This is a genomic window from Streptomyces sp. NPDC029139, from assembly GCF_055564335.1.
Window position 1 is genome coordinate 115,607 of sequence record NZ_JBVHWN010000009.1, and the last position, 19,726, is coordinate 135,332.

Below are 19,726 nucleotides of genomic sequence, written 5' to 3' on the forward strand. Positions count from 1 at the left end.
GGGACACGGCTACTGGAGTCCGGCGTCCTTGCATGCCGCGGCGTAGGTGGGCGTGCAGATCTCCTGGACCGTGTACAGGCCGTCCTTGACGACGGTGTCCTTGATGTTGTTCTTGTCGACCACGACCGGGGTCAGCAGCATGGCCGGCACCTTCTGGCCGCTGCCGCTCGTGACGGTGGTGGGCGTCAGGGAGTCGGGCAGCTCCTTGCCCTCGGCGAGGTTCACGGCCATCGTGGCGGCCGCGTCCGCCTCCGGCTTGTACGGCTTCTCGACGGTGATCGTCTGCGTGCCGAGAAGGATCCGCTGGATCGCGTCGAGCTGGGCGTCCTGGCCGGTCAGCGGGACGTTGATGCCGGCTGCCTTGAGGGCGGTGGCGATGCCTGCCGCCAGGCCGTCGTTGGCGGAGTAGACGCCGACGATGTTCTCCTTGCCCAGGGCGCTGATGGCACCGGACATCTGCTGGTTGGCGTTGTTCGGGTCCCAGTTGGGGGTGTCGTACTCCTTGCCGATCTTCACCTTGCCGTCGAGGACGGAGTGGGCGCCGGCCTTGAACTCGGCCGCGTTCGGGTCGGTCGGCGAGCCGTTGTGCATCACGATCTGGCCGGTGTCGGCCTTGTCTCCGAGCGCGTCGAGCAGGGCCTGGCCCTGCAACTCGCCGACCTTGCGGTTGTCGTACGAGACATAGGCGTCGACGGGGCCCTGCGCGAGGCGGTCGTACGCGACGACCTTCACACCGGCGTCATGGGCCTTCTGCACGGAGGACTGGATGGACTTGGCGTCCACCGCGTCCAGGATCAGCACCTTGTTGCCCTTGGCGAGAGCCGTGTTCACCTGCTGTTGCTGGGTGGTGGCGCTCTCGGCGGCGTTGTAGTAGTCGATCTGCGCGTCGGGGGCCAGCTCCTTGATCTTCTGCTCGATGTACGGCCGGTCGAACTTCTCGTACCGCGTGGTCTTGCTCTCCGGCAGCAGCAGGCCGATCTTCACTTCGCCCTGTGCGGCGCCCGGCTGGGACGCGCCACTGGTCGCCACGGCACCGAGCGAAAGAGCGGCGGCTCCCAGGAGGGCTATCGCACCGCGCACTGTGCGGGTCATGGGGGCTCCTTCCGTACGCCCCTTTCCCTTCACCGGTAGAGCGCGGGGAACGAGGGTGCACATATCGCCTTAATACGACATTAGCCGCAACCCGGAGACCGGCAAGCGGGTGACATGAGCGCACGCACCGTCGGCCTGCCGTCACGGACGGTCGTCGCCGGTGGGCGATGTGCTCCCCGACCTGGTACGACGACGGTCCGCCGCCCTACGACGCCTGGACAACGCCGGTCCGCCGCCGGTCGCCGCCGGTCCACCCGAAGCCTCGTGGCCACCGAAGCCCGAGGGCCCGACACCGTCACGGAACGGCGGGCTCGTCCGCTCCCAGTCGCGCCCACACCGTCTTGCCCTCCTCGGTGTGCCGCACGCCCCAGTTCTCGGCGAGGGTGGCGCAGATGAGCAGGCCGCGGCCGCCCTCGTCGACCGCCTTGGCGTGGCGGAGGTGGGGGGCGGCCTGGCCGGCGTCACTGACCTCGCAGGTCAGGCCGTCGAAGTCGGTGATGAGGCGCAGGGTGATCGGTGCGGCGCCGTAGCGGACGGCGTTGGTCACCAGTTCACTGGCGACGAGCGACGCGGTGAAGGGGTCGACGGGGTGTCGCCACTGCCGGAGGCGTTCCTCGACGTACGTCCGCGCGACGGCGACGGCCGAGAAGTCGAAGGGGATGTTCCATTCGGCCAGTTCGTCCGGCGGCAGGTGTCGGGTGCGCGCCACCAGCAGGACCCGGTCGGGCGTCAGAAGCCGTTCCACGTCGTCCGCCATCTCCTGCGGGTCGCGCTCGGGACGGGCGAGGGCGCGCAGGAGTTCTTCCCGGCGCGGTCCGTCGTCGACGGATGCCGGGGCGGAGGCCATGCAGAGGGTGCTGCCCTCGGGCAGGTGGTGCGTGGAGCAGGCGAAGGGCGGGCCCTCCGCGCCGAGGAGGGGCCCGACGTCGACCGGCTGCGTGTCGACCGATCCGTCGGGGCGGACGACGGCGAAGAGCGACGTGCCGGCGCGTGCGATGTCGAGACGTCCGCCGACGGGGTCGTGGACGGCGATCGTGCAGCTCGCCGTCGGATGGTCGCCTTCCGGTGCGCTCCCGTGCTCGGCGGAGAGCCGGAGGGTGGTGGCGTGGAGACGGGCGAGCAGTTCGTGCGGGTCGAGATCCAGTGTGGTCAGGCTGTGCACGGCGGTGCGCAGACGGCTCATGGTGGCGACGGCGCTCAGTCCCGGGTGCTCGACCTGCCCGACGACGAGGGCCACGCGCGCGCCCGGCAGCGGGATGATGTCGTACCAGGAGCCGGCGCCGCTGCCGACGGGCCGATGGCGCTGCGCGACGTCGACCGCCCCCTGTGTGGCCTCCTCCTGGTGCGGCGGCCAGCTCTGCAGCGCCGCCATGACGGTGTGCTCGCGGGTGAAGCGCAGGGCGTTCTCCAGGCAGGTCGCCGTGCGGGCAGCGAGTCCGTCGGCGAGTTCGAGGTCGTCCGGGCCGTACGGTTCGGCGTCCCCCGCGCGCTGGAACGCGACGGCCCCGAGGATCAGCCCTCGTACGGCCAAGGGCGCCACGAGCCGCGTGCCGGTGAACGTGCCGGGACCTTCCCGGGGGAGCACCGAGGCCGTCGTGGGCAGTTCCGGTCCGAAGATCCCCGGGAGCAGGAGCGATCCGGCCTCCGGGAGCTGTGGGCCGGCTTCCGTCCTGCCGGTCGCCGCGCACCGCAGCAGCGGGATCTCGTCCCGGCGCAGGAGGCGAGGGTCCTGCCCCTTCAGTACGACGTCGGTGAGGGCGACGACGACCGACGCGGCGAATCTCGGCACCGTCACACCCACCAGTTCCTGGGCGGTCCGCTCCACGTCGAGGCTGGAGCCGATCCGCTCGTAGGCGTCGCGCAGGAGGCGGAGCCGGGCGTGCGCGCGTTCGCGTTCGGTGACGTCGGTGGTCGTGACGACCACGCCGAGCACGCCTCCGGCGCTGTCCAGAAGGCGGTGGGCCGAGGCGGAGAAGACACGCGCGCGGCGCGGGTCGGCGGGCGGATGTCCCGTGAGCAGGTGATCGATCGCCGGGCGGCCCGTGGTGAGGACGCCCCGTAGAAGATCCTCGTCGACGTGCACCCCGGCGGAGGCGTACGCCTCCGCCGCCGGCAGGCCCACGATCCGCTCCGCCGGGATGCCACGGGAGCGGGCGGCGACCTTGTTCACGCGGACGACGCGCAGGTCCGTGTCCAGGACGTGGAGTCCCACGTCGGACTGGGTGAACACGGCGTCCAGAACAGCCTCGTCCCACGACCTGGCCCCGTCGGGCTCCGGCCCCCGGACGTCCTCTTCCGGCCGCGCGGGCCCGCGGACGTCCTCTTCCGGCCGGACGCGGCGGTCCGAGGCGTCCGCCCCCGGCGCGGAGCGCCCGGGATCGGACGACGCCTCGTGGGCGGTGCGCCCGTCGCGCTCCTCGTCCGCGTTCACTCATGCACTCCCGTACGTCACGGACCGCCCGTCAGGCGAACGCGGTCGTCAGCGCGGACCGGGCGATCTCCGGATCGGACAGGCGGTGGTACATCGCCGGGCCTTCCTTCTCGACGGCGAAGGGGTGGGAACCCCACGAGCTTCACCCACATCGACGGCACGCGCGAACGGAACCCCCGCCTTCCTGCTCCGGACGGCTGGAGAGCGGGGCTCGTCAGCGCCGCCCGATCATCGGATCCGCATCCCGCTCCACGCAGTGCGGGCAGCGCTCGCGGCCGTCCCAGGCGGACCAGCCGAAGTCGGTCGGGGTGAGGGCGTGGCCCTCCAGTTCGTCGCGGACGGCCTCGCGGTAGGCCCACACGGCGTCCAGATAGGGGTGATAGACCTCGTGGAACGCGGGGGTCGAGATGCCGGCGCCCGCGGCGACCACGCTCCGGAGGGCGCGGAGGCGTTCGAACATGGTCTGGCCCGTTCCCGCGATCCGGGCGCTGGCGTCGAGGAAGAGGCGCTCACGCACCTCGTAGATGCGGGCGTCCGTCAGCGCCAGGCGGCTCGCTTCGTCCAGGTCGGTCGTCCCGGCGCCGTGCTGCGCGAGGCGGCGCAGTTCGGTGTGGGCCGCGCCCGTCGCCGTGATGAACTCGGTGTAGACGTCCCGGCGGCGCGCCTGAAGGCCGCGGCGGTGCTCCTGGCGCGTACGCAGGCGGTCGGCCAGCACCGTACCGGCTATCGCGATCAGACCGCCGCCCAGTGTGGCGACCAGCGTTCCCCACTCCATGCCCTGTCCCCCTGTCGGTGTTCCGGAAGGGCGCTCCCCCGCGCCGTCCCTCCCGCTGATCATGCCCCACGGGTGGGGCGGACGGGTGTACGTCCGGAGCGCGAACCGGCGCCGGAGAGAGGACCGACATGTCCTCGGCTCGTGTCGGGGCCGGGAACTACAGTCGCCGGCATGGTCGAACACGATGCCCTCACCACCACCCGCGAGGCCTACGACGCCGCTGCCCCCACCTATGCGCGGCTGTTCCGCGACTCGCTGCGGGACAGCCCCCTGGACCGCGCGATGCTGGGTGCCTTCGCCGAGGTCGTACGCGCGAGTGGGAACGATCGGGTCGCGGACCTGGGGTGCGGGCCCGGCCACATCACCGCTCACCTGGACGGGCTGGGGCTGGCGGCATGCGGTGTCGACGCCTCTCCCGCCATGATCGAGATCGCTCGACGGGACTGTCCGCGCCTGCGGTTCGACGTGGGCTCGATGGCCGCCCTGGACTTCGCCGACGGTGTGCTGGGCGGCGTGCTCTCACGGTGGTCCGTCATCCACACGCCGCCGCAGGAACTCCCGGTGATCCTGGCGGAGTTCCGTCGGGTGCTGGCGCCCGGCGGTCACCTTCTGATCGGCTTCTCGGCGAGCGATGATCCGTCCCACCCGACGCAGACCTTCGACCACACCGTCGCCCTGGCCTACCGGTGGTCACCCGATCACCTCGCCGGGATGCTGCGCGAGTCCGGCCTGATCGAGGTGGCCCGGATGGTGCGCGAGCCCCAGCCCACCGACCGACGGCAGTTCCAGGAGGTTCATCTGCTCGCGCGCAAGGCGTAGCCGGACGAAGAGGGCCGTCGGGTCACCCGTACGTGGGTGCGGAGCGCCGTCGGCGGCCGGTCGGGCATCAACGGGCATAAGGTCCATTCGGACAGCAGGAATTCGAGGAAGCCGGGAGTGGACGTGGGCGACGTGGCGATCGATGCGCGAACCGATCGGGAGGGCCCGGAGGACGGTCCTTCCGCCGAGGCCGCCGCCGACTCCGGTCGCGGCCCCGAGCGATCTCGTCCCTTCTGGGTCGAGCTTCCGCTGCTCGCCGCCGTCGCGCTGGTCCTGGCCTTCCTGATCAAGACGTTCTTGCTCCAGGCGTTCCTCATCCCCTCGGGCTCCATGCAGAACGCGCTGCAGGCGGACGATCGCGTCCTGGTCGACAAGCTCACACCCTGGTTCGGCTCGGAACCCGACCGGGGTGAGGTCATGGTCTTCCGCGACCCCGGCGACTGGCTGGTGCGCCAACCGGTGCGGGAGCCCAACGCGGCACAGAAGTTCCTGAGCTTCGTCGGGCTGATGCCGGCGGCCGGGGAGCAGCACCTGATCAAGCGGGTCATCGGGGTGGCCGGCGACACGGTCGAATGCGCGGGCACGGGACCGCTGAAGGTGAACGGCAAGCCGCTCGCCGAGCCGTACGTCTTCCCCGGCAACACCGCCTGCAGCACGGACGCGGACGGCCAGTTCAAGGTCACGGTCCCCCGCGGCCATCTCTGGGTGATGGGCGACCACCGCCAGAGCTCGCAGGACTCCCGCTACCACCAGAACGACCCCCGCGCCGGCATGGTGCCCGTGGAGGACGTGGTCGGCCGCGCCGTCGTGGTCGCCTGGCCGGTCGGACACTGGTCGACCCTGCCCGTCCCGAACACCTTCGAGCAGCCGGGCCTGGCACCGGTACGGTGACGCTCCCTCAGGACCGCGGGCGGGTCGGACACCCGGGGCCGGCCGGGGGCGGCACCGTGCGGCTCCCGTAGCGGTCCGCCGTACTCAACGCACAGGCGCGACGTCCGCCCACAACGCGCTCGCGTCGGGTGAGAGGGGGGTGACCGTTCGGCCGGGCGCCAAGTCGTCCTCGTCCCACCACACGCCCTGGCCCGCCGCCAACAGACGCCCCTCGGCTCCTGTCCGCCAGTGGCCGCGCAGCACGTGAAGCACTCCGGCGTGGCCGCCGGGCGGTACCACGGCCCCGGTGACGCGGTCCACCCGAGCAGCCCGGCTGCCGCGCCGCACCATGATGTTGAGTACCCGGCAGGCCCCGCCCCGCGGTTCGGCGGTCAGCTCAAGTTCGCCGGAGAACCCGAAGGGCTCCCCCGCTCGCACCGTCCGGTCGAACGCCCCTGGGGCCGTCAACCGCACACCGTCGCCCGCCAGGAGGGTGAACGTCCGGTCGACCCCGGGGAAGGCCGAGAACGGCCCGTCCCGGTCGATGTCGGCGACGCTCGCACGCCACTGGAACTCCTCGGCGCCCACCGGCCACGAGACGATCTCCCGCGTGGCGCCCCCGCCGTTGCGCCACCGGCCCGCCGTCAGGGTCTCGACGTCGTAGGGGTGCATGCGGGCTCCTGAGGTGCGTCCGGTACGGGTGCGGATCACCCGGGCGGACAACGATAGTGGGACCGTTTCCGACGGGTGAGGGCCTCCCGGCATCGGCGTGGACGTCCGCGTCCACGCCGAGCCGGGAGGCCCTCACCCGTCACACCGCTCAGAGCGCGCCGACGATGTCCTCGACCCGGGTCTTCGCGTCGCCGAAGAGCATCGCGGTGTTCTCCTTGAAGAAGAGCGGGTTCTGCACGCCCGCGTATCCGGAGGCCATCGAGCGCTTGAAGACGATGACCTTGCCGGCCTCCCAGACGTTGAGGACCGGCATGCCGGCGAGCGGGCTGCTGGGGTCCTCCGCTCCGGCCGGGTTGACCGTGTCGTTGGCGCCGATCACGAGCACGACGTCGGTCTTGGCGAAGTCGTCGTTGATCTCGTCCATCTCGAGCACGATGTCGTACGGCACCTTGGCCTCGGCGAGGAGCACGTTCATGTGGCCGGGCAGGCGGCCGGCGACGGGGTGGATGCCGAACCGGACGTCGACGCCCTTCGCGCGCAGCTTCGAGGTGAGTTCCGCGACGGGGTACTGCGCCTGGGCGACGGCCATGCCGTACCCGGGCGTGATGACCACGGACCGGGCTGCGCCCAGGAGTTCGGCGGCGCCCTGGGCGGTGGTCTCCTGGTGCTCGCCGTAGTCGACGTCCGAGCCCGACGGCGCCTCGATGCCGAAGCCGCCCGCGATCACGGAGAGGAACGAGCGGTTCATCGCCTTGCACATGATGTAGGACAGGTAGGCACCCGAGGAGCCGACGAGCGCACCGGTGATGATCAGCAGGTCGTTGCCGAGCAGGAAGCCGGAGGCCGCCGCCGCCCAGCCGGAGTAGCTGTTGAGCATCGAGACGACGACCGGCATGTCGCCGCCGCCGATCGAGGCCACCAGGTGCCAGCCGAGGGCCAGCGCCAGGACCGTCACGGTGATCAGCAGCCACAGCTCCGGCGTGATCACGAACCACACCGTGAGGGCGACGAACAGGACCAGCGAGCCGAGGTTCAGGGCGTTCTTGCCCGGCAGCACCAACGGCTTGGAGTCGATCTTCGCGGCGAGCTTCAGGTACGCCACGATGGAGCCGGTGAAGGTCACCGCGCCGATGAACAGGCCGATGAACACCTCGGCGTGGTGGATGCCCAGCGTGCCGAGCGCGTCCAGGGCCTTCGCCTCGTGCCCGTTCGGGTCGTGCTCGACGTTCAGGAAGCCGTTCCAGCTGACCAGCACGGCCGCCAGACCGACGAAGGAGTGCAGCAGCGCGATCAGTTCGGGCATTCCGGTCATCTCGACACCGCGAGCCCGCTGCAGGCCGATCAGCGCGCCGATCAGCATGGCGCCGGCCATCAGGCCGAGGCCGGCACCGCTGACGTCGCCGTCCAGGGCGAGCACGACCGTCGCGACGAGCGCGACGCCCATGCCGAGCATGCCGAACGCGTTGCCGAGCCGCGCCGATTCGTGCTTGGAGAGTCCTGCCAGCGCGAGGATGAACAGCAGCGCGGCAACGAGGTAGGCCGCTTGCGCGGCGAGGGTCGCAGACATGTCAGCTCCGGTTGAACATGGCGAGCATGCGACGCGTCACCGCGAAGCCGCCGAAGATGTTGATACTGGCCAGAAGGATCGCGACGAACGAGAGCACCGTGACCGCCGTGCTCGTGTGGCCGATCTGCAGGAGCGCGCCGACGACGATGATCCCGGAGATCGCGTTCGTCACCGACATCAGCGGGGTGTGCAGCGCGTGGTGCACGTGCCCGATCACGTAGTAGCCGATCACGATCGCCAGGATGAAGACCGTCACGTGGGGCAGCAGCGCCGCGGGGGCGAAGGCGGCGGTGAGGAACAGCGCCAGGGCGCCGAGGGCCACGCCCGCGAACTTCTGCCGCGCCGTCATCGGCGCCTTCTTCGGCTTCGCCGGCTCCGTCGAAGCCGCCGCGGGCGTGGTGGCCGGGGCCGCGGAGACCTGGACCGGCGGGGGCGGCCACGCCGACTCGCCACCGCGTACGACGGTGATCGAGCGCTGCACCGGGTCGTCCCAGTCGAGGACCAGCGACCCGTCCTTGCCCGGCGTCATCAGCTTCAGCAGGTTCACCAGGTTCGTGCCGTACAGCTGCGAAGCCTGGGCCGGCAGCCGGCCCGCCAGATCGGTGTATCCGAGGATCGTCACGCCGTTCTCCGTGACGGTCTTCTCGCCCTTCACGGTGCCCTCGACGTTGCCGCCGTTGGCGGCCGCCATGTCGACGATCACCGACCCCGGCCTCATGCCCGCCACCATCTCCGCGGTGATCAGCGTCGGGGCGGGACGGCCCGGGATCAGCGCGGTGGTGATGACGATGTCGACCTCGCGGCACTGCGCGGCGTAGAGCTCGACCTCGCGCGCCTTGTAGTCGTCGCCCATCTCCTTGGCGTAGCCGGTCTTCGAGACCTCGACCTCCGGCGACTCGATCGACAGGTACTCGCCGCCCAGCGAGCGGACCTGGTCGGCCACCTCCGGTCGCGGGTCGGTCGCCCGTACGATCGCTCCGAGCGAGCCGGACGCGCCGATCGCCGCCAGACCGGCGACGCCGGCGCCCGCGACGAGCACCTTCGCCGGCGGGACCTTGCCCGCGGCGGTCACCTGGCCGGTGAAGAAGCGGCCGAACTCGTGCGCGGCCTCGATGACGGCCCGGTAGCCGGCGATGTTCGCCATGGACGACAGCACGTCCATCGACTGCGCCCGGCTGATGCGCGGCACGGCGTCCATCGACAGCGCCGTGAAGGGGCGCCGGCCCAGATCCTCGACCATGGCCGGGTCGAAGGCCGGCGCGAACAGGGCGATCACCGTCGCCTCCGGGCGTACCCGGTCCAGCTGCGAGGGCGTCGGGGCGTTGACTCCCAGCACCACGTCCGCGGTCGCCGCGTCGCCGACGGTCGCGCCGGCTGCCTCGTAGGCACTGTCGGTGAAGCCGGCCGCGACTCCCGCGCCCGGGGCGACGATCACGTCGTACCCCAGTTTGCGGATCTGTTCGATCGTGGCCGGCGTGGCCGCAACGCGACTCTCACCTGCCCGCGCTTCCTTGAGGACTCCGACAATCACGAGTGTTCTCCGTTCGCTGCTCTGGCCGTCGCCGGCAAGTTCTCCACACGATCAGAAGTGCACCCGCAATGATCCGGAGCACGAGGCTCAGCTTGGCCGCCGAAAGCTCTCCTTGAACAGCACCCACCGGTGAGGTACACGCAACACTCGACACGGCCGGGATCCCGTGCTTCCCGGCAGGTCGTCGCGCGCTGACCGTCTTTGTCCCGATCCGTCGGGAGGGATCCGGTCAGTTCACCGGAGCCGCGCCGCGACGGGCGTTCCGGCGGCTTCCGTTGACCAGGTCGTTGAAACGGTCGACGGTCCAGATGGTGCGCAGTCCCAGAGCGCCCATCATCAAAGGGCGAGGGAAGCGGGGCTTCTTCGCCCAGAGCGTCTTCAGGTCCTCGTGCCGTTCCCCGTCCACGATCAGGTCGGCGATGAGGGAACCCATGTACGGCGCCTGGGCCAGGCCGTGGCCGTTGCAGGCGACGGAGTAGAAGACGCTGTCGCCGATCGTGCCGGCGAGCGGAAGCCACGACGAGGTGATCGCGATCCATCCGCCCCAGGCCCGCGCGGCCGCGACGTCGGCGAGCGCGGGGAAGCGCCTTTCGAAGGCGCGTGCGAGATCGGCGACGACGGCCTCGTCCGGCTCCCTCGGGGGAAGCGGGTGGTTCTTCCCCCGCTGGAGCCGACGGACGCCGAACACGATGGTGTTGCGCGAGGTCAGCCGGTAGTTCTCCATGATGTTGTGCTGGGTGACCACCCCCGACCGGCTGGTCCACCCCAGGGCGGCCAGGCGCGCGGGATCGATCGGCTCGGTCTCCACCTCGGTGACCCAGATCGGCACGGAGAGCCGCTCGGGAGCGATGGCCAGCTCGCCGCCGAAGGCGTTCGTCGCGAGCACGACCTTGTTCGCGCGCACCTCGCCCCCGGGTGTCCTGATGACGACGTGATCGCCGTCCCGCGTGACGTCGGTGACGCGCGTCCGCTCGAAGACCCGGGCGCTCGACGCGAGGACGGCGCTTCGGATGCCCAGGCTGAACTTGCCGGGGTTCAATATCCCGCCGACGCGCTCGCGCATACCGCCGGGGAAGCCGCGGGGGATGCCGAGCTCCGCGCTCGTGCCCAGCTCGACCTTCGCACCGGCCTTCCGCAGGAGCTTCGTCACCCGGCGCACGCGGCCCATCTGTCCCCGGGACACGGCGGCGCAGACGTTGCCCGTCGCCTCGTAGTCGCAGTCGATGTCCAGCCGCTCGATCAGCCGCTCCAGGAAGTGCGCGGAGTTCTCGGCGAACCGGACGACGCCGGGAAACCGATGGGGGTAGAGCATGTTCAGGAGCTGGATGTCGCCCCCGGGGGCGCCTGCCACCTGCCCGGCGTTGCGCGAGGCGGAGCCGTGGCCGCAGAACTCGGCCTCCAGCAGCACCACGTCCCGGCCTCGCTCGGCCAGCCGCAGCGCCGTCGACATGCCCGCCAGGCCGCCGCCGACGACCGCGACCTCACAGGTGACGCCGTCCCGCAGGGCGGGCCGGACATCGGTGGGCGGGTCGACCCAGCCGCTGAAGGTGGTGTACTCGACGTCGTCCGTCCGCATCTCGCTGTTCCTCGTCTCGGTCGTACGCGGTGGTGGGGTGGAATTCGGGTGGTGCCCGGTCTCAGCTCAGCTGGCGCTTGAGGATCTTTCCTGTGCCGGTCATCGGCAGGCTCGGCACGATCTCGACGATGCGGGGGTACTTGTAGGAGGCCATCTGCTCCTTGCCCCAGGCGACGAGCTCCTCGGCGGTGACGGCGGCATCCTTCTCCAGGATCACGAAGGCCTTGACCTCTTCGCCGTGGCTGGCGTGCGGAACACCGATGACCGCCGCCAGGCTCACCGCGGGATGGGTGAGCAGGACCTCCTCGACCTCGCGGGGGTAGACGTTGAAGCCGCCGCGGATGATGAGGTCCTTCACGCGGTCGACCACGTAGTAGAAACCGTCCTCGTCGCGCCGAGCGAGGTCTCCGGTGCGGAACCATCCGTCGCGGATCGCCTCGGCCGTCTCCTTCGGGCGGTTGTAGTAGCCCTTCATGACGTTGTGGCCCCTGATTGCGATCTCGCCGACCTCCCCCGCCCCGGTGACCTCCGTCCAGTCCGGCCCGATCAGCTTCAGCTCCACCCCCCAGATCGGGACGCCGATCGAGCCCGGTCGGGGTTCGAGCCGGGGGTCGCTGAACGTGGCGACGGGCGACGTCTCGGACAGTCCGTACCCTTCGAGCACGGTGATGCCGAGGCGTTGCCGGACCTGGCTCATGATCTCGACCGGCAGGGCCGCTCCACCGGAGACGCCGATCCGGAGGTTGCCGGCGATCCGGTGGACGTCGATGTCGTCGGTGAGGGCGCCCAGCAGCCCCCACCACATGGTCGGGACACCGGCGAAGAACGTGATGACCTCGCGGTTCATCAGCTCGACCACGTCCCGGGCGACGAAGCGCGGCACGAGGTGCAGGGTCGCGGCGACCGAGAACCCCGCGTGCATCTGCACCGTCGCGCCGAAGGTGTGGAACAACGGAAGGCACACCAGCTGGCTGTCGGCGCCGGGAACGTTGCGGAACAGCCGGTTGCAGGCCATCACGTTCATCATCGTGTTCGTGTGGGAGAGTTCGGCGCCCTTGGGCCGGCCGGTCGTTCCCGAGGTGTACAGGATGACCGCGGTGTCGGTCGGCTGTGTGACCACCGACTCGAACACGGTGCTCATGCCGGCGAGTGCCTGACCGAGGGTCTCGGTACCGGCGATCGGGCTGGGAGCCTCCGGGTCGGCGGTGATGACGAAGAAGTGCTCCACCGCCTCGACCTCTCGGTATCCGGCATGGCCCTCCGCGGCCATGGCCAGCTCCGGAGACCCTTCGAAGCAGAAGTACGCCGAGACGTCCGCGTCGTCGAGGTGGTAGGCGATCTCACGGCCCTTGAGCAGGACGTTGAGCGGCACGACGACCGCTCCGGCCTTGAGGGCGCCGTAGTGGACGATGGGGAACCAGGGCAGGTTGGGGCAGCTCAGTGCGATCTTGTCGCCGGGCCGGATGCCACGGGACACCAGCAGGTTGGCGACCTGGTTGGCCGCCGCGTCGACCTGGCGGTAGGTCAGCCGCTTCGAGCCGAGTACGAGCGCGTCCCGGTCCGGGAACGTGCGGGCGGAGTCTTCGAGAAGCATCGAGAGGTTCAGCATGGGGGTTCTCCAGCGGCGGTCGGTTCGGTCATCGGGCGACAGGGTGCACGTCGGTCGGTCCGGTCACAGCGGAAGATCCGGCGAGTCGACGCCGACCACCCGGTCGCCGCAGAACACGCGCACCGACTCGGCCGGGCCGTGACCGCCGATGCCGGCCGGCCCCCAGAAGCTCTGCGCCGACCCGTCGCCGAGGTCGGCGACCTTCGCGCCGTTCACGCGCACCTCGCCGGACAGCACCCGCGACCCGACGTCGATCGCCCGCTCGACATCGCCGCCGAACACGTAGGCGTCGAGTCCCGAGGGGTGGGCGTTCGCGATGCGCAGCGCCTGCTCGTCGGAGTCGACGGCGTGCACGGACACGAGGGGGCCGAACAGCTCCGCGGTGGCCCTGGCGGGGTCGGCACCGACGGCGACGGTCGGCGAGAGGAAGAACCCGTCGAGTTCCGGCAGCCGGGCCGGCTGGTGGACGACGGCTCCCAGGGCACGCAGTCCTTCGACCCGGCTCCGCAGGGTCGCGAAGTGCGGTGCGTTCGAGATCGGGCCGAGCTCGACGCCCTCGTCCAGCGAGTGGCCGACCACGACCTTGGCGATGCGCTCGGTCAGCGCTTCGACCAGCGGCTCCACCAGGCTCCGGTGGGCGAGCACCTTGCCCGGCCCCTCGCACCACTGACCGTTCAGCTTGGTCATTCCCTCGAAGATGCCGTCGGCGGCCACCTCGACGTCGGCGTCGTCCAGGACGAGCGCGGGGTTGTTGCCTCCGAGCTCCAGCTGAAGGACCTTGAAGTCCTCCGCGGCGGCGCGGGCGATCGCACGGCCGGCGACCGGACCGCCTGTGAACGACACGATCTTGACGCGCGGGTCACCGGTCAGCGCGGCGCCCACCTCGCCGCGGCCGTGCACGAGCTGCAGCGCGCCGGCGGGCAGTCCGGCCTCGACGAAGCACTCGACGATGATCTGAGCGCTGCCCGGAGCGTGCTCCGACGGCTTGAGGATCACCGGGCAGCCCGCCGCCACCGCGCTCACGACCTTCGCCGCGGGGATGAAGCTCGGGCCGTTCCACGGGGTGAGGATCGCGGCCGGTCCCCACGGGACCTTGTACAGGCGGACGTCGCGGCCGTCGGCCGCCAGCGCCCGTACGCGGGGAATGTGGCGCAGGTCCGATGCCGTCGCCCGGATCCTGGCGGGCAGGAAGGCCGCCACCTTCCGCGTGACGCCGATCGGCACGCCGCTGGTCAGGGAATCCGTGCGGGCGATGTCCTCGGTCCGGGTCTCGATGAGCGCGGCGACGCGTTCGAGGACGTCCGCCCGCTCGAACCGGGCCTCGTCGTCCCACCGGCCGTCGCCGTAGACGCGCTCGGCATGCCGCAACGCCCGTTCGACGTCTCCGGCACCGGTCGTGACCATGGGGTGGACCGGTTCCCGGGTGTTGGGGTCGACGTTCCATGCGTCCGGGATCGTTTCGCAGTCGCTCCAGGCGTCCGCGATGTAGTTCACCGGCTGGGGGATCGCCGTCTCGTCGCTCGACATGTGAGTCACCTTTGCGTCCGTGTTCATCAGGCCCGAAGGTCGACGACGACACGGGTCACGTCGCCGCCGCGCATCGCCTCGAAGCCCTCGTTGATCTCGCCGAACGGGATGACCTGGGTGACCATCTCGTCGAGCATCAGCCGCCCCTGCTGGTACAGGCGGGCGAGCTGGGTGATGTCCTGGCGCACCTGACCGGAGCCCATGTACGAGCCGATGAGGCGCTTCTCGCCGAAGAAGAAGTCCGACGCGGGCAGCGTGAGTTCGGTGCCGTTCGGGGCGATGCCCACCAGGCAGGCGGTGCCGGTCGCCCGCAGGACAGACAGGGCCGTGGCCGCGGTACGCGCCGAGCCGACGGCCTCGAAGGAGTAGTCGACCCCGTCGCCCAGCAGGTTCCGTACCTCCGCGGCGACGTCGTCGGCTCCCCCGTTCACGACGTGGGTCGCGCCGTAGCCGCGCGCGGCCTTCAGTCGCGCCTCGTCCAGGTCGATCGCGACGATGGCCGACGCTCCCGCGAGTCGGGCTCCTTGGATGATGGCCGACCCGATGCCGCCGCAGCCGATCACCGCGACCGTGCTGCCCGGACGCACGCGCGCGCCGCGGAAGACGGCGCCCACGCCGGTGATGACGCAGCACGCCAGGAGACATCCCACGTGCAGGGGCACCGCGTCGTCGAGCGTGACCAGTGCGTTCTCCCGCATGAGGGTGTGCCGGGAGAACGCGCCGATGTCGCCGAGCCGCTCGACCGGCCGGCCGTCCGCGAGCTGGAAGGCGGGCCGCGGGCGACGCCGGATCTCCTCCGTGCGCCCGCACTGCGTCGACCGGCCGGCCTCGCAGTTGACGCACCGGCCGCACGACGGCGTCAGCGCCCCGACCACGCGGTCGCCCGGGCGAAGCCCGGTCACCGCGGAGCCGATCGCCTCGACCACCCCGGCCACCTCGTGGCCCACGACCACCGGCAGGGGGGTCGGCACCGTTCCGGTCATGTAGTGCAGGTCGCTGTGGCACAGACCCACGTGGGAGACCGCGACGCGCACCTCGTCGGGCTCGGGATCGTCCACCTGGATCGCCGTCATCTCGAGCGGCTCGTTCAGCGCGGTGAGCACCGCGGCCTCTGTGTCGATCACGTCCCAGTCTCCTCTGTCGTTCGTTGTGTGCGTGTGCGGTGTCGCCCCTGTTCGGGAGCTATGTGGCGGCGCCCTTGGTGGCCCAGAAGCCCTTGACGCCGGCGCTGAACACCCCGCTCTCCCATGCCTTCCGCGCGGCGACGTCCTCACGGGCGAACGCCTGCTCGATCTCGTCGAGCCGCGGGCGCAGGAGCGCGAGGTGGAGCGCCGTCGTATTGCTCTGCGGGGTCCACTCGGTCACCAGGTCGACGGCCCGGTCGACCAGGTCGTCCGGCGCGACGATCTCGTCCAGGAGACCGATCCGCAGAGCCTCCTCGGCGCCGATCCGCGGCGAGCCGAGGACCATGCGCATCGCGTGGTTCCTGACGAGGCGGGTCAGCAGCAGGCTCGAGGCGTTCGAGATCGTGATGCCCCGGCCGTTCTCCGGCTGGTAGAACTCGGTCGCCGGGGTTCCGATCCGGGCGTCGCAGCAGAGGGTGATCTCCGAGGCGCCGCCCACCGCGAGACCGTTCACCGCCGCGACGACGGGGACGGGCGTCTCCACGACGGCCCGCGTGATGTCGTGGAAGCTCTCGAACGCCGCGCGGACCTCCTCGTACGAGGTCGGCACGGACCGAAGGTCCTCACCGGACGAGAACGCCCGCCCCTCGCCGGTGAGCACGATCCCGCGCACGGTGTCGTCGGCGCCGTACTCCCGGACGGCGCTCGCCAGTCGCAGCCGCGTGGCGACGTCCATGGCGTTCAGCTTCTCCGGGCGGCGCAGCGTCAGCACCGCCACACCGCGGAGGACTTCGACGCCGAGGAAGTCCGTGGCGGGGGCGGCGGGCGCGCCGGGGGTTCCGCGCCGGGCGCCCAGGTCGTAGGTGACGCCGGGCTCGGCGGCGGCGCGCTCCTTGAGGGCCGGCTTGGACACGCGCTCGGACGGTGTCCGCGGGAAATCGGCGACGAACTCGACGTAGCGCGGCACCTTGAAGCGGGCGAGCTGCCGGCCGGCCCGGTCGATGATCCGCTCGGCGGTCGTACGGTCGGCCGGAACCCCGGCGGCGAGCTGGATGAAGGCCTTGACCTCTTCGCCGAACGTCTCGTCGGGTTCGGCGACGACCGCGCCGGCCACGACCGCGTCGTCGCGTTCGAGAACGGCCTCGACCTCGGCGCTCGCGATGTTCTCGCCGCCGCGACGCACCATGTCCTTGATCCGCCCGACCAGCTGGATGCCCCCGTCCGGCCGGCGGACGACGACGTCGCCGGTGTGGAGCCGGCCGTCCCGCAGCACCCGGGCGGTGTCCTCCGGACGGTTCCAGTAGCCGAGCATCATCGGCTTCCCCGAGACGACCAGCTCGCCGGGCTCGCCGTCGGGTACATCGGCGCCCCGGGGGTCGAGCACCCGGACCCGCTTCGTCGGCACCGGATGCCCCAGGCTCCCGCTTCCCACGGCGGTCACGTCGTCGACGGCACTGAACAGGTCGACGCCGGACTCGGTCATGCCGTAGATCTCCCGCCAGGGCGCGCCCCAGCGTTGCTCCAGCTGGGCGTGGATCCCGGCCGGAACGCCCGAACAGAGGACCAGGCGCACCGCGTTGTCCAGGTCGTCGGGGCTCGGCGGCTGCTTGAACAGCAGCGTCGGCATGGACCCGAGCACGTAGAAGAAGGTCGCGCGATGGCGTCGGACGTCGGCGAAGAAGCCCGACGCGGAGAACCGCGGCAGCACGACCAGCGGGGCCCCGACCGTCAGGGCGAGCGCGGTGTTCCACTGCGGGTCCATGTAGGAGAACGGCTGAGCGGTGAGCAGGACGTCCTCGGACCCGAGGCCGGTCACCGCGGCGCAGGTCCAGCCCAGCCGCACCCAGTAGTCGTGGGTGAGCATGCACGCCTTGGGGAACCCGGTGGTGCCCGACGTGTACTGCAGGTTCGCCAGGGTCTCGGCGGTGGGGCGCGCCTGCGGAGGGGTCGCCGGGAAGGACGCGGAGCCGTCCGCGGCGATGTCGACGATGCGCAGGTCCGCCATGTCGGGCTCCGCGGCGGCGACTTCCTTCAGGAGACCGGCCCGCTCGTGGTCGGTGAACACGACGCGCGCGCCGGAGTCCCGCAGGAGGAAGGTGAGATCCGCGCGCTTGTAGGAGCAGTTGACGGGTACGGCCACGGCGCGGGCCTTCAGTGCGGCCAGCCATACGACCGGCCAGTGCACGATGTTCGGGAGCATGATCGCGACGCGGTCGCCGGCCCGGACGCCGTCGGCCTCGATCAGCCGGTGCGCCAGCCTGGAGGTCCAGGCGTCGATCTCGGCGAAGGTCCAGGACGCGTCCGTGAAGCGCAGGAATTCCTGATCCGGTGTTCGCCGCGCACGCTCGGACAGCAGCCCGGTCAGCGTCGCGGTGGGCGGGTCGTCTCCCATCCGCTCGAGCCTGACGGCCGGTCGCGGGCGGCGCGAGGCCACTTCTCCCTCTCGCTGAGGTGTTTCCTTCACGACCACGACTGCTTCCTCCGCATGGGACGTTCTCCTCGGTTCTGTGCCTCGCACGACGGCCGCTCAGGCACCGGCGGGACTCTGTTCGCGCCGTTCGGGCTCCGCATCGGCCGCCTCGTCGTGGGCGTGCAGGGTGCGATAGGCGGCGTAGTACACGCACATCTGGAATCCCCAGGTGCTCAGCGCGGCGGTGTAGAAGAGGGTGTGCGCCTCGTCGTCGCCCGGGATGCGGACGAAGTCGTATGTCGCGGCGATGACGAATGCGGCAGTGGTCGCGAGGCCCGCGCCGATGGCCATTCCCTTCGCGCCGATCGCCCAGAGCCGCTTCGAGAAGTAGATGAGGAACAGGGTGGTCAGCACATTGACGACGACATAGAAGATGTCCAGGGCCAGACCCAGTTGTCCACCGAAGAGCTGCAGGACGATCCCGACCCCGGCGGCGAACGCGAACACCCCGACATCGGTCGCCACGGACGGCTTGTACCGGTGCGTCGCCCCCATCAGGCCCATCACGAGGATCAGCGTGATGCCGACCGATCGGGAGAACGCGTCGAGGAAATGCGCCGCGGTGTACATCGGGCTTTCCTCGTCGGCCCCCAGGAGCGCGTAGACGAGGAAGTTCGACCCGGAGGTGGCGACGATGATCCATTCGAGGCCGAGAAGGTAGTTCCGGTGGTTCCGGATGAATTTCCATCCGAAGGTGAATCCGGCGACGATCATCCAGACGTCGGCGAGCAGGAAGAGCACGTTTCTGAGTTCCATTTTTTCCTCAGTTTCTTGAGGCCTCGTCGGGGCGCGTCAGGGAGGTCGCCTCGGGGATGAGGCTCATGCTGCTTCATGATGGTCGCTCGATCAAGTCATCTGACCAACTAATTCCCCGAGAGGGCTCCTGCCTGGGCGGATACGGGGAAGCCGGCTGTTAGCCTGGTCGCTGACTTGATCGATCGTCCAACTTCTGCAGGGGGCACCAGTGGCACGTGTACCGGCGGCCGAGCGGCGCAACGACCTGGTGAACGCCGCCATCCAAGTGATCGCGAGCCACGGCGTCGACGGGGCGACGACCCGCCGGATCGCCGAGCGGGCCAACGCTCCGCTGGCGACGCTGCACTACTGCTTCCAGTCCAAGGAGCAGCTGTTCGCGGCCGTCTTCGAGAAACTGGCGGAGCGGTACCGCGAGGTTCTGGTCGCGAACGACGTGCACGGAGACGTGGCCACGACGGCGCGTGCGATCCTCCGCGGACTCACCACCTGGTATCTCGACGAGTCCTCGGATTTCGCCTCCGCGACCATCGAGCTGATCAGCTGGGCACAGCGCCAGAAGGAGCGTCCGGCCGAGACTGTCTACAACGAGGCGTTCAAGGTCATGCGCTCGATCCTCGAGGGAGCGTCCTCCGCACAGGACGTCGCGCCGGAGACGCTCGACGAGATCGGCTACGTCGTCGCCACCCTGTCGGACGGCTTCGTCATGAACTGGCTGACGTACGCCGATCGCGCCCAAGCCGCCCAGCAGGCGGAGATCGTCATCGACGTCCTCGACGCGTGGCTTGCCGCGAAGCTCGCCTGATCACGAGCGCCTTCGCGCACACGTCCGTCAGGTGCGCCGCCGAGTCCGCCCGGCTCGGCGGAGGGGGTCGGCGGATCCGAGTGCGTCTGCCGCCGGCCGCGAGCG

At 70.7% G+C, this 19,726-nt stretch carries 15 protein-coding genes; 3 read left to right on the forward strand and 12 right to left on the reverse strand.

Annotated features, from left to right (window positions below; all coding sequences use genetic code 11):
* Positions 1 to 9 precede the first annotated feature (9 nt).
* The 3 genes from ACZ4VW_RS21085 to ACZ4VW_RS21095 all read right to left on the reverse strand — a co-directional run bounded on the left by ACZ4VW_RS21085 (position 10) and on the right by ACZ4VW_RS21095 (position 4,298).
* Positions 10 to 1,092 (reverse strand): sugar ABC transporter substrate-binding protein, encoded by a 1,083-nt coding sequence (locus ACZ4VW_RS21085; protein ID WP_467964534.1) that lies wholly within the window; start codon positions 1,090 to 1,092, stop codon positions 10 to 12.
* 295 nt (positions 1,093 to 1,387) lie between these two features.
* Positions 1,388 to 3,523 (reverse strand): SpoIIE family protein phosphatase, encoded by a 2,136-nt coding sequence (locus tag ACZ4VW_RS21090; RefSeq protein ID WP_467964535.1) that lies wholly within the window; start codon positions 3,521 to 3,523, stop codon positions 1,388 to 1,390.
* A 214-nt stretch (positions 3,524 to 3,737) separates the two neighbouring features.
* Positions 3,738 to 4,298, reverse strand: a complete 561-nt coding sequence (locus tag ACZ4VW_RS21095) for a CchlQ (protein WP_467964537.1) — start codon at positions 4,296 to 4,298, stop codon at positions 3,738 to 3,740.
* Positions 4,299 to 4,469: 171 nt separating this feature from the next.
* Between ACZ4VW_RS21095 and ACZ4VW_RS21100 the strand changes: the two genes are divergently transcribed.
* Positions 4,470 to 5,117 carry a class I SAM-dependent methyltransferase gene (locus ACZ4VW_RS21100; RefSeq protein ID WP_467964539.1) on the forward strand — a complete coding sequence of 216 codons (648 nt, stop codon included), beginning with the start codon at positions 4,470 to 4,472 and terminating at the stop codon, positions 5,115 to 5,117.
* 123 nt (positions 5,118 to 5,240) lie between these two features.
* Entirely contained in the window at positions 5,241 to 6,008 is a 768-nt protein-coding gene (lepB, locus tag ACZ4VW_RS21105; protein ID WP_467964810.1) for a signal peptidase I, read from the forward strand.
* Positions 6,009 to 6,092: 84 nt separating this feature from the next.
* Here lepB and ACZ4VW_RS21110 read toward each other — a convergent pair whose 3' ends face one another.
* The 9 genes from ACZ4VW_RS21110 to ACZ4VW_RS21150 form a co-directional block, all read right to left on the reverse strand.
* Positions 6,093 to 6,659: a HutD/Ves family protein gene (locus tag ACZ4VW_RS21110; RefSeq protein ID WP_467964541.1), complete on the reverse strand. Its 567-nt coding sequence runs from the start codon at positions 6,657 to 6,659 to the stop codon at positions 6,093 to 6,095.
* A gap of 148 nt (positions 6,660 to 6,807) precedes the next feature.
* Positions 6,808 to 8,226 carry a Re/Si-specific NAD(P)(+) transhydrogenase subunit beta gene (gene pntB, locus ACZ4VW_RS21115; RefSeq protein WP_467964543.1) on the reverse strand — a complete coding sequence of 473 codons (1,419 nt, stop codon included), beginning with the start codon at positions 8,224 to 8,226 and terminating at the stop codon, positions 6,808 to 6,810.
* 1 nt (position 8,227) lies between these two features.
* The gene (locus tag ACZ4VW_RS21120; protein ID WP_467964545.1) at positions 8,228 to 9,757 is read right to left on the reverse strand and encodes a Re/Si-specific NAD(P)(+) transhydrogenase subunit alpha; all 1,530 of its coding nucleotides are present in this window, start codon (positions 9,755 to 9,757) and stop codon (positions 8,228 to 8,230) included.
* 229 nt (positions 9,758 to 9,986) lie between these two features.
* Positions 9,987 to 11,333, reverse strand: coding sequence for an NAD(P)/FAD-dependent oxidoreductase (locus tag ACZ4VW_RS21125; protein ID WP_467964547.1), 1,347 nt, complete (start codon positions 11,331 to 11,333; stop codon positions 9,987 to 9,989).
* Positions 11,334 to 11,394: 61 nt separating this feature from the next.
* Positions 11,395 to 12,942, reverse strand: coding sequence for a long-chain-fatty-acid--CoA ligase (locus tag ACZ4VW_RS21130; protein WP_467964548.1), 1,548 nt, complete (start codon positions 12,940 to 12,942; stop codon positions 11,395 to 11,397).
* A gap of 63 nt (positions 12,943 to 13,005) precedes the next feature.
* A complete protein-coding gene (locus tag ACZ4VW_RS21135; protein ID WP_467964550.1) occupies positions 13,006 to 14,469 on the reverse strand; it encodes an aldehyde dehydrogenase family protein in 1,464 nt (487 codons plus the stop codon).
* Positions 14,470 to 14,495: 26 nt separating this feature from the next.
* Positions 14,496 to 15,593: a Zn-dependent alcohol dehydrogenase gene (locus tag ACZ4VW_RS21140; protein WP_467964552.1), complete on the reverse strand. Its 1,098-nt coding sequence runs from the start codon at positions 15,591 to 15,593 to the stop codon at positions 14,496 to 14,498.
* Positions 15,594 to 15,651: 58 nt separating this feature from the next.
* On the reverse strand, positions 15,652 to 17,985 hold the full coding sequence (locus tag ACZ4VW_RS21145) for an AMP-binding protein (RefSeq protein ID WP_467964554.1): 2,334 nt from the start codon (positions 17,983 to 17,985) through the stop codon (positions 15,652 to 15,654).
* A 135-nt stretch (positions 17,986 to 18,120) separates the two neighbouring features.
* Entirely contained in the window at positions 18,121 to 18,819 is a 699-nt protein-coding gene (locus ACZ4VW_RS21150; protein WP_467964556.1) for a transporter, read from the reverse strand.
* A 208-nt stretch (positions 18,820 to 19,027) separates the two neighbouring features.
* Here ACZ4VW_RS21150 and ACZ4VW_RS21155 point away from each other — a divergent pair, with 208 nt between their 5' ends.
* Positions 19,028 to 19,621 (forward strand): TetR/AcrR family transcriptional regulator, encoded by a 594-nt coding sequence (locus tag ACZ4VW_RS21155; protein ID WP_467964558.1) that lies wholly within the window; start codon positions 19,028 to 19,030, stop codon positions 19,619 to 19,621.
* Positions 19,622 to 19,726: the final 105 nt, after the last annotated feature.

What these genes read in the sequence shown, in the direction of transcription:
- ACZ4VW_RS21135 (WP_467964550.1), bottom strand. Translation starts at nt 14,469, where the DNA reads ATGTCGAGCGACGAGACGGCGATCCCCCAGCCGGTGAACTACATCGCG.
- ACZ4VW_RS21095 (WP_467964537.1), bottom strand. Translation starts at nt 4,298, where the DNA reads ATGGAGTGGGGAACGCTGGTCGCCACACTGGGCGGCGGTCTGATCGCG.
- ACZ4VW_RS21150 (WP_467964556.1), bottom strand. Translation starts at nt 18,819, where the DNA reads ATGGAACTCAGAAACGTGCTCTTCCTGCTCGCCGACGTCTGGATGATC.
- ACZ4VW_RS21145 (WP_467964554.1), bottom strand. Translation starts at nt 17,985, where the DNA reads ATGGGAGACGACCCGCCCACCGCGACGCTGACCGGGCTGCTGTCCGAG.
- pntB (WP_467964543.1), bottom strand. Translation starts at nt 8,226, where the DNA reads ATGTCTGCGACCCTCGCCGCGCAAGCGGCCTACCTCGTTGCCGCGCTG.
- ACZ4VW_RS21100 (WP_467964539.1), top strand. Translation starts at nt 4,470, where the DNA reads ATGGTCGAACACGATGCCCTCACCACCACCCGCGAGGCCTACGACGCC.
- ACZ4VW_RS21125 (WP_467964547.1), bottom strand. Translation starts at nt 11,333, where the DNA reads ATGCGGACGGACGACGTCGAGTACACCACCTTCAGCGGCTGGGTCGAC.
- ACZ4VW_RS21110 (WP_467964541.1), bottom strand. Translation starts at nt 6,659, where the DNA reads ATGCACCCCTACGACGTCGAGACCCTGACGGCGGGCCGGTGGCGCAAC.
- ACZ4VW_RS21085 (WP_467964534.1), bottom strand. Translation starts at nt 1,092, where the DNA reads ATGACCCGCACAGTGCGCGGTGCGATAGCCCTCCTGGGAGCCGCCGCT.
- ACZ4VW_RS21130 (WP_467964548.1), bottom strand. Translation starts at nt 12,942, where the DNA reads ATGCTGAACCTCTCGATGCTTCTCGAAGACTCCGCCCGCACGTTCCCG.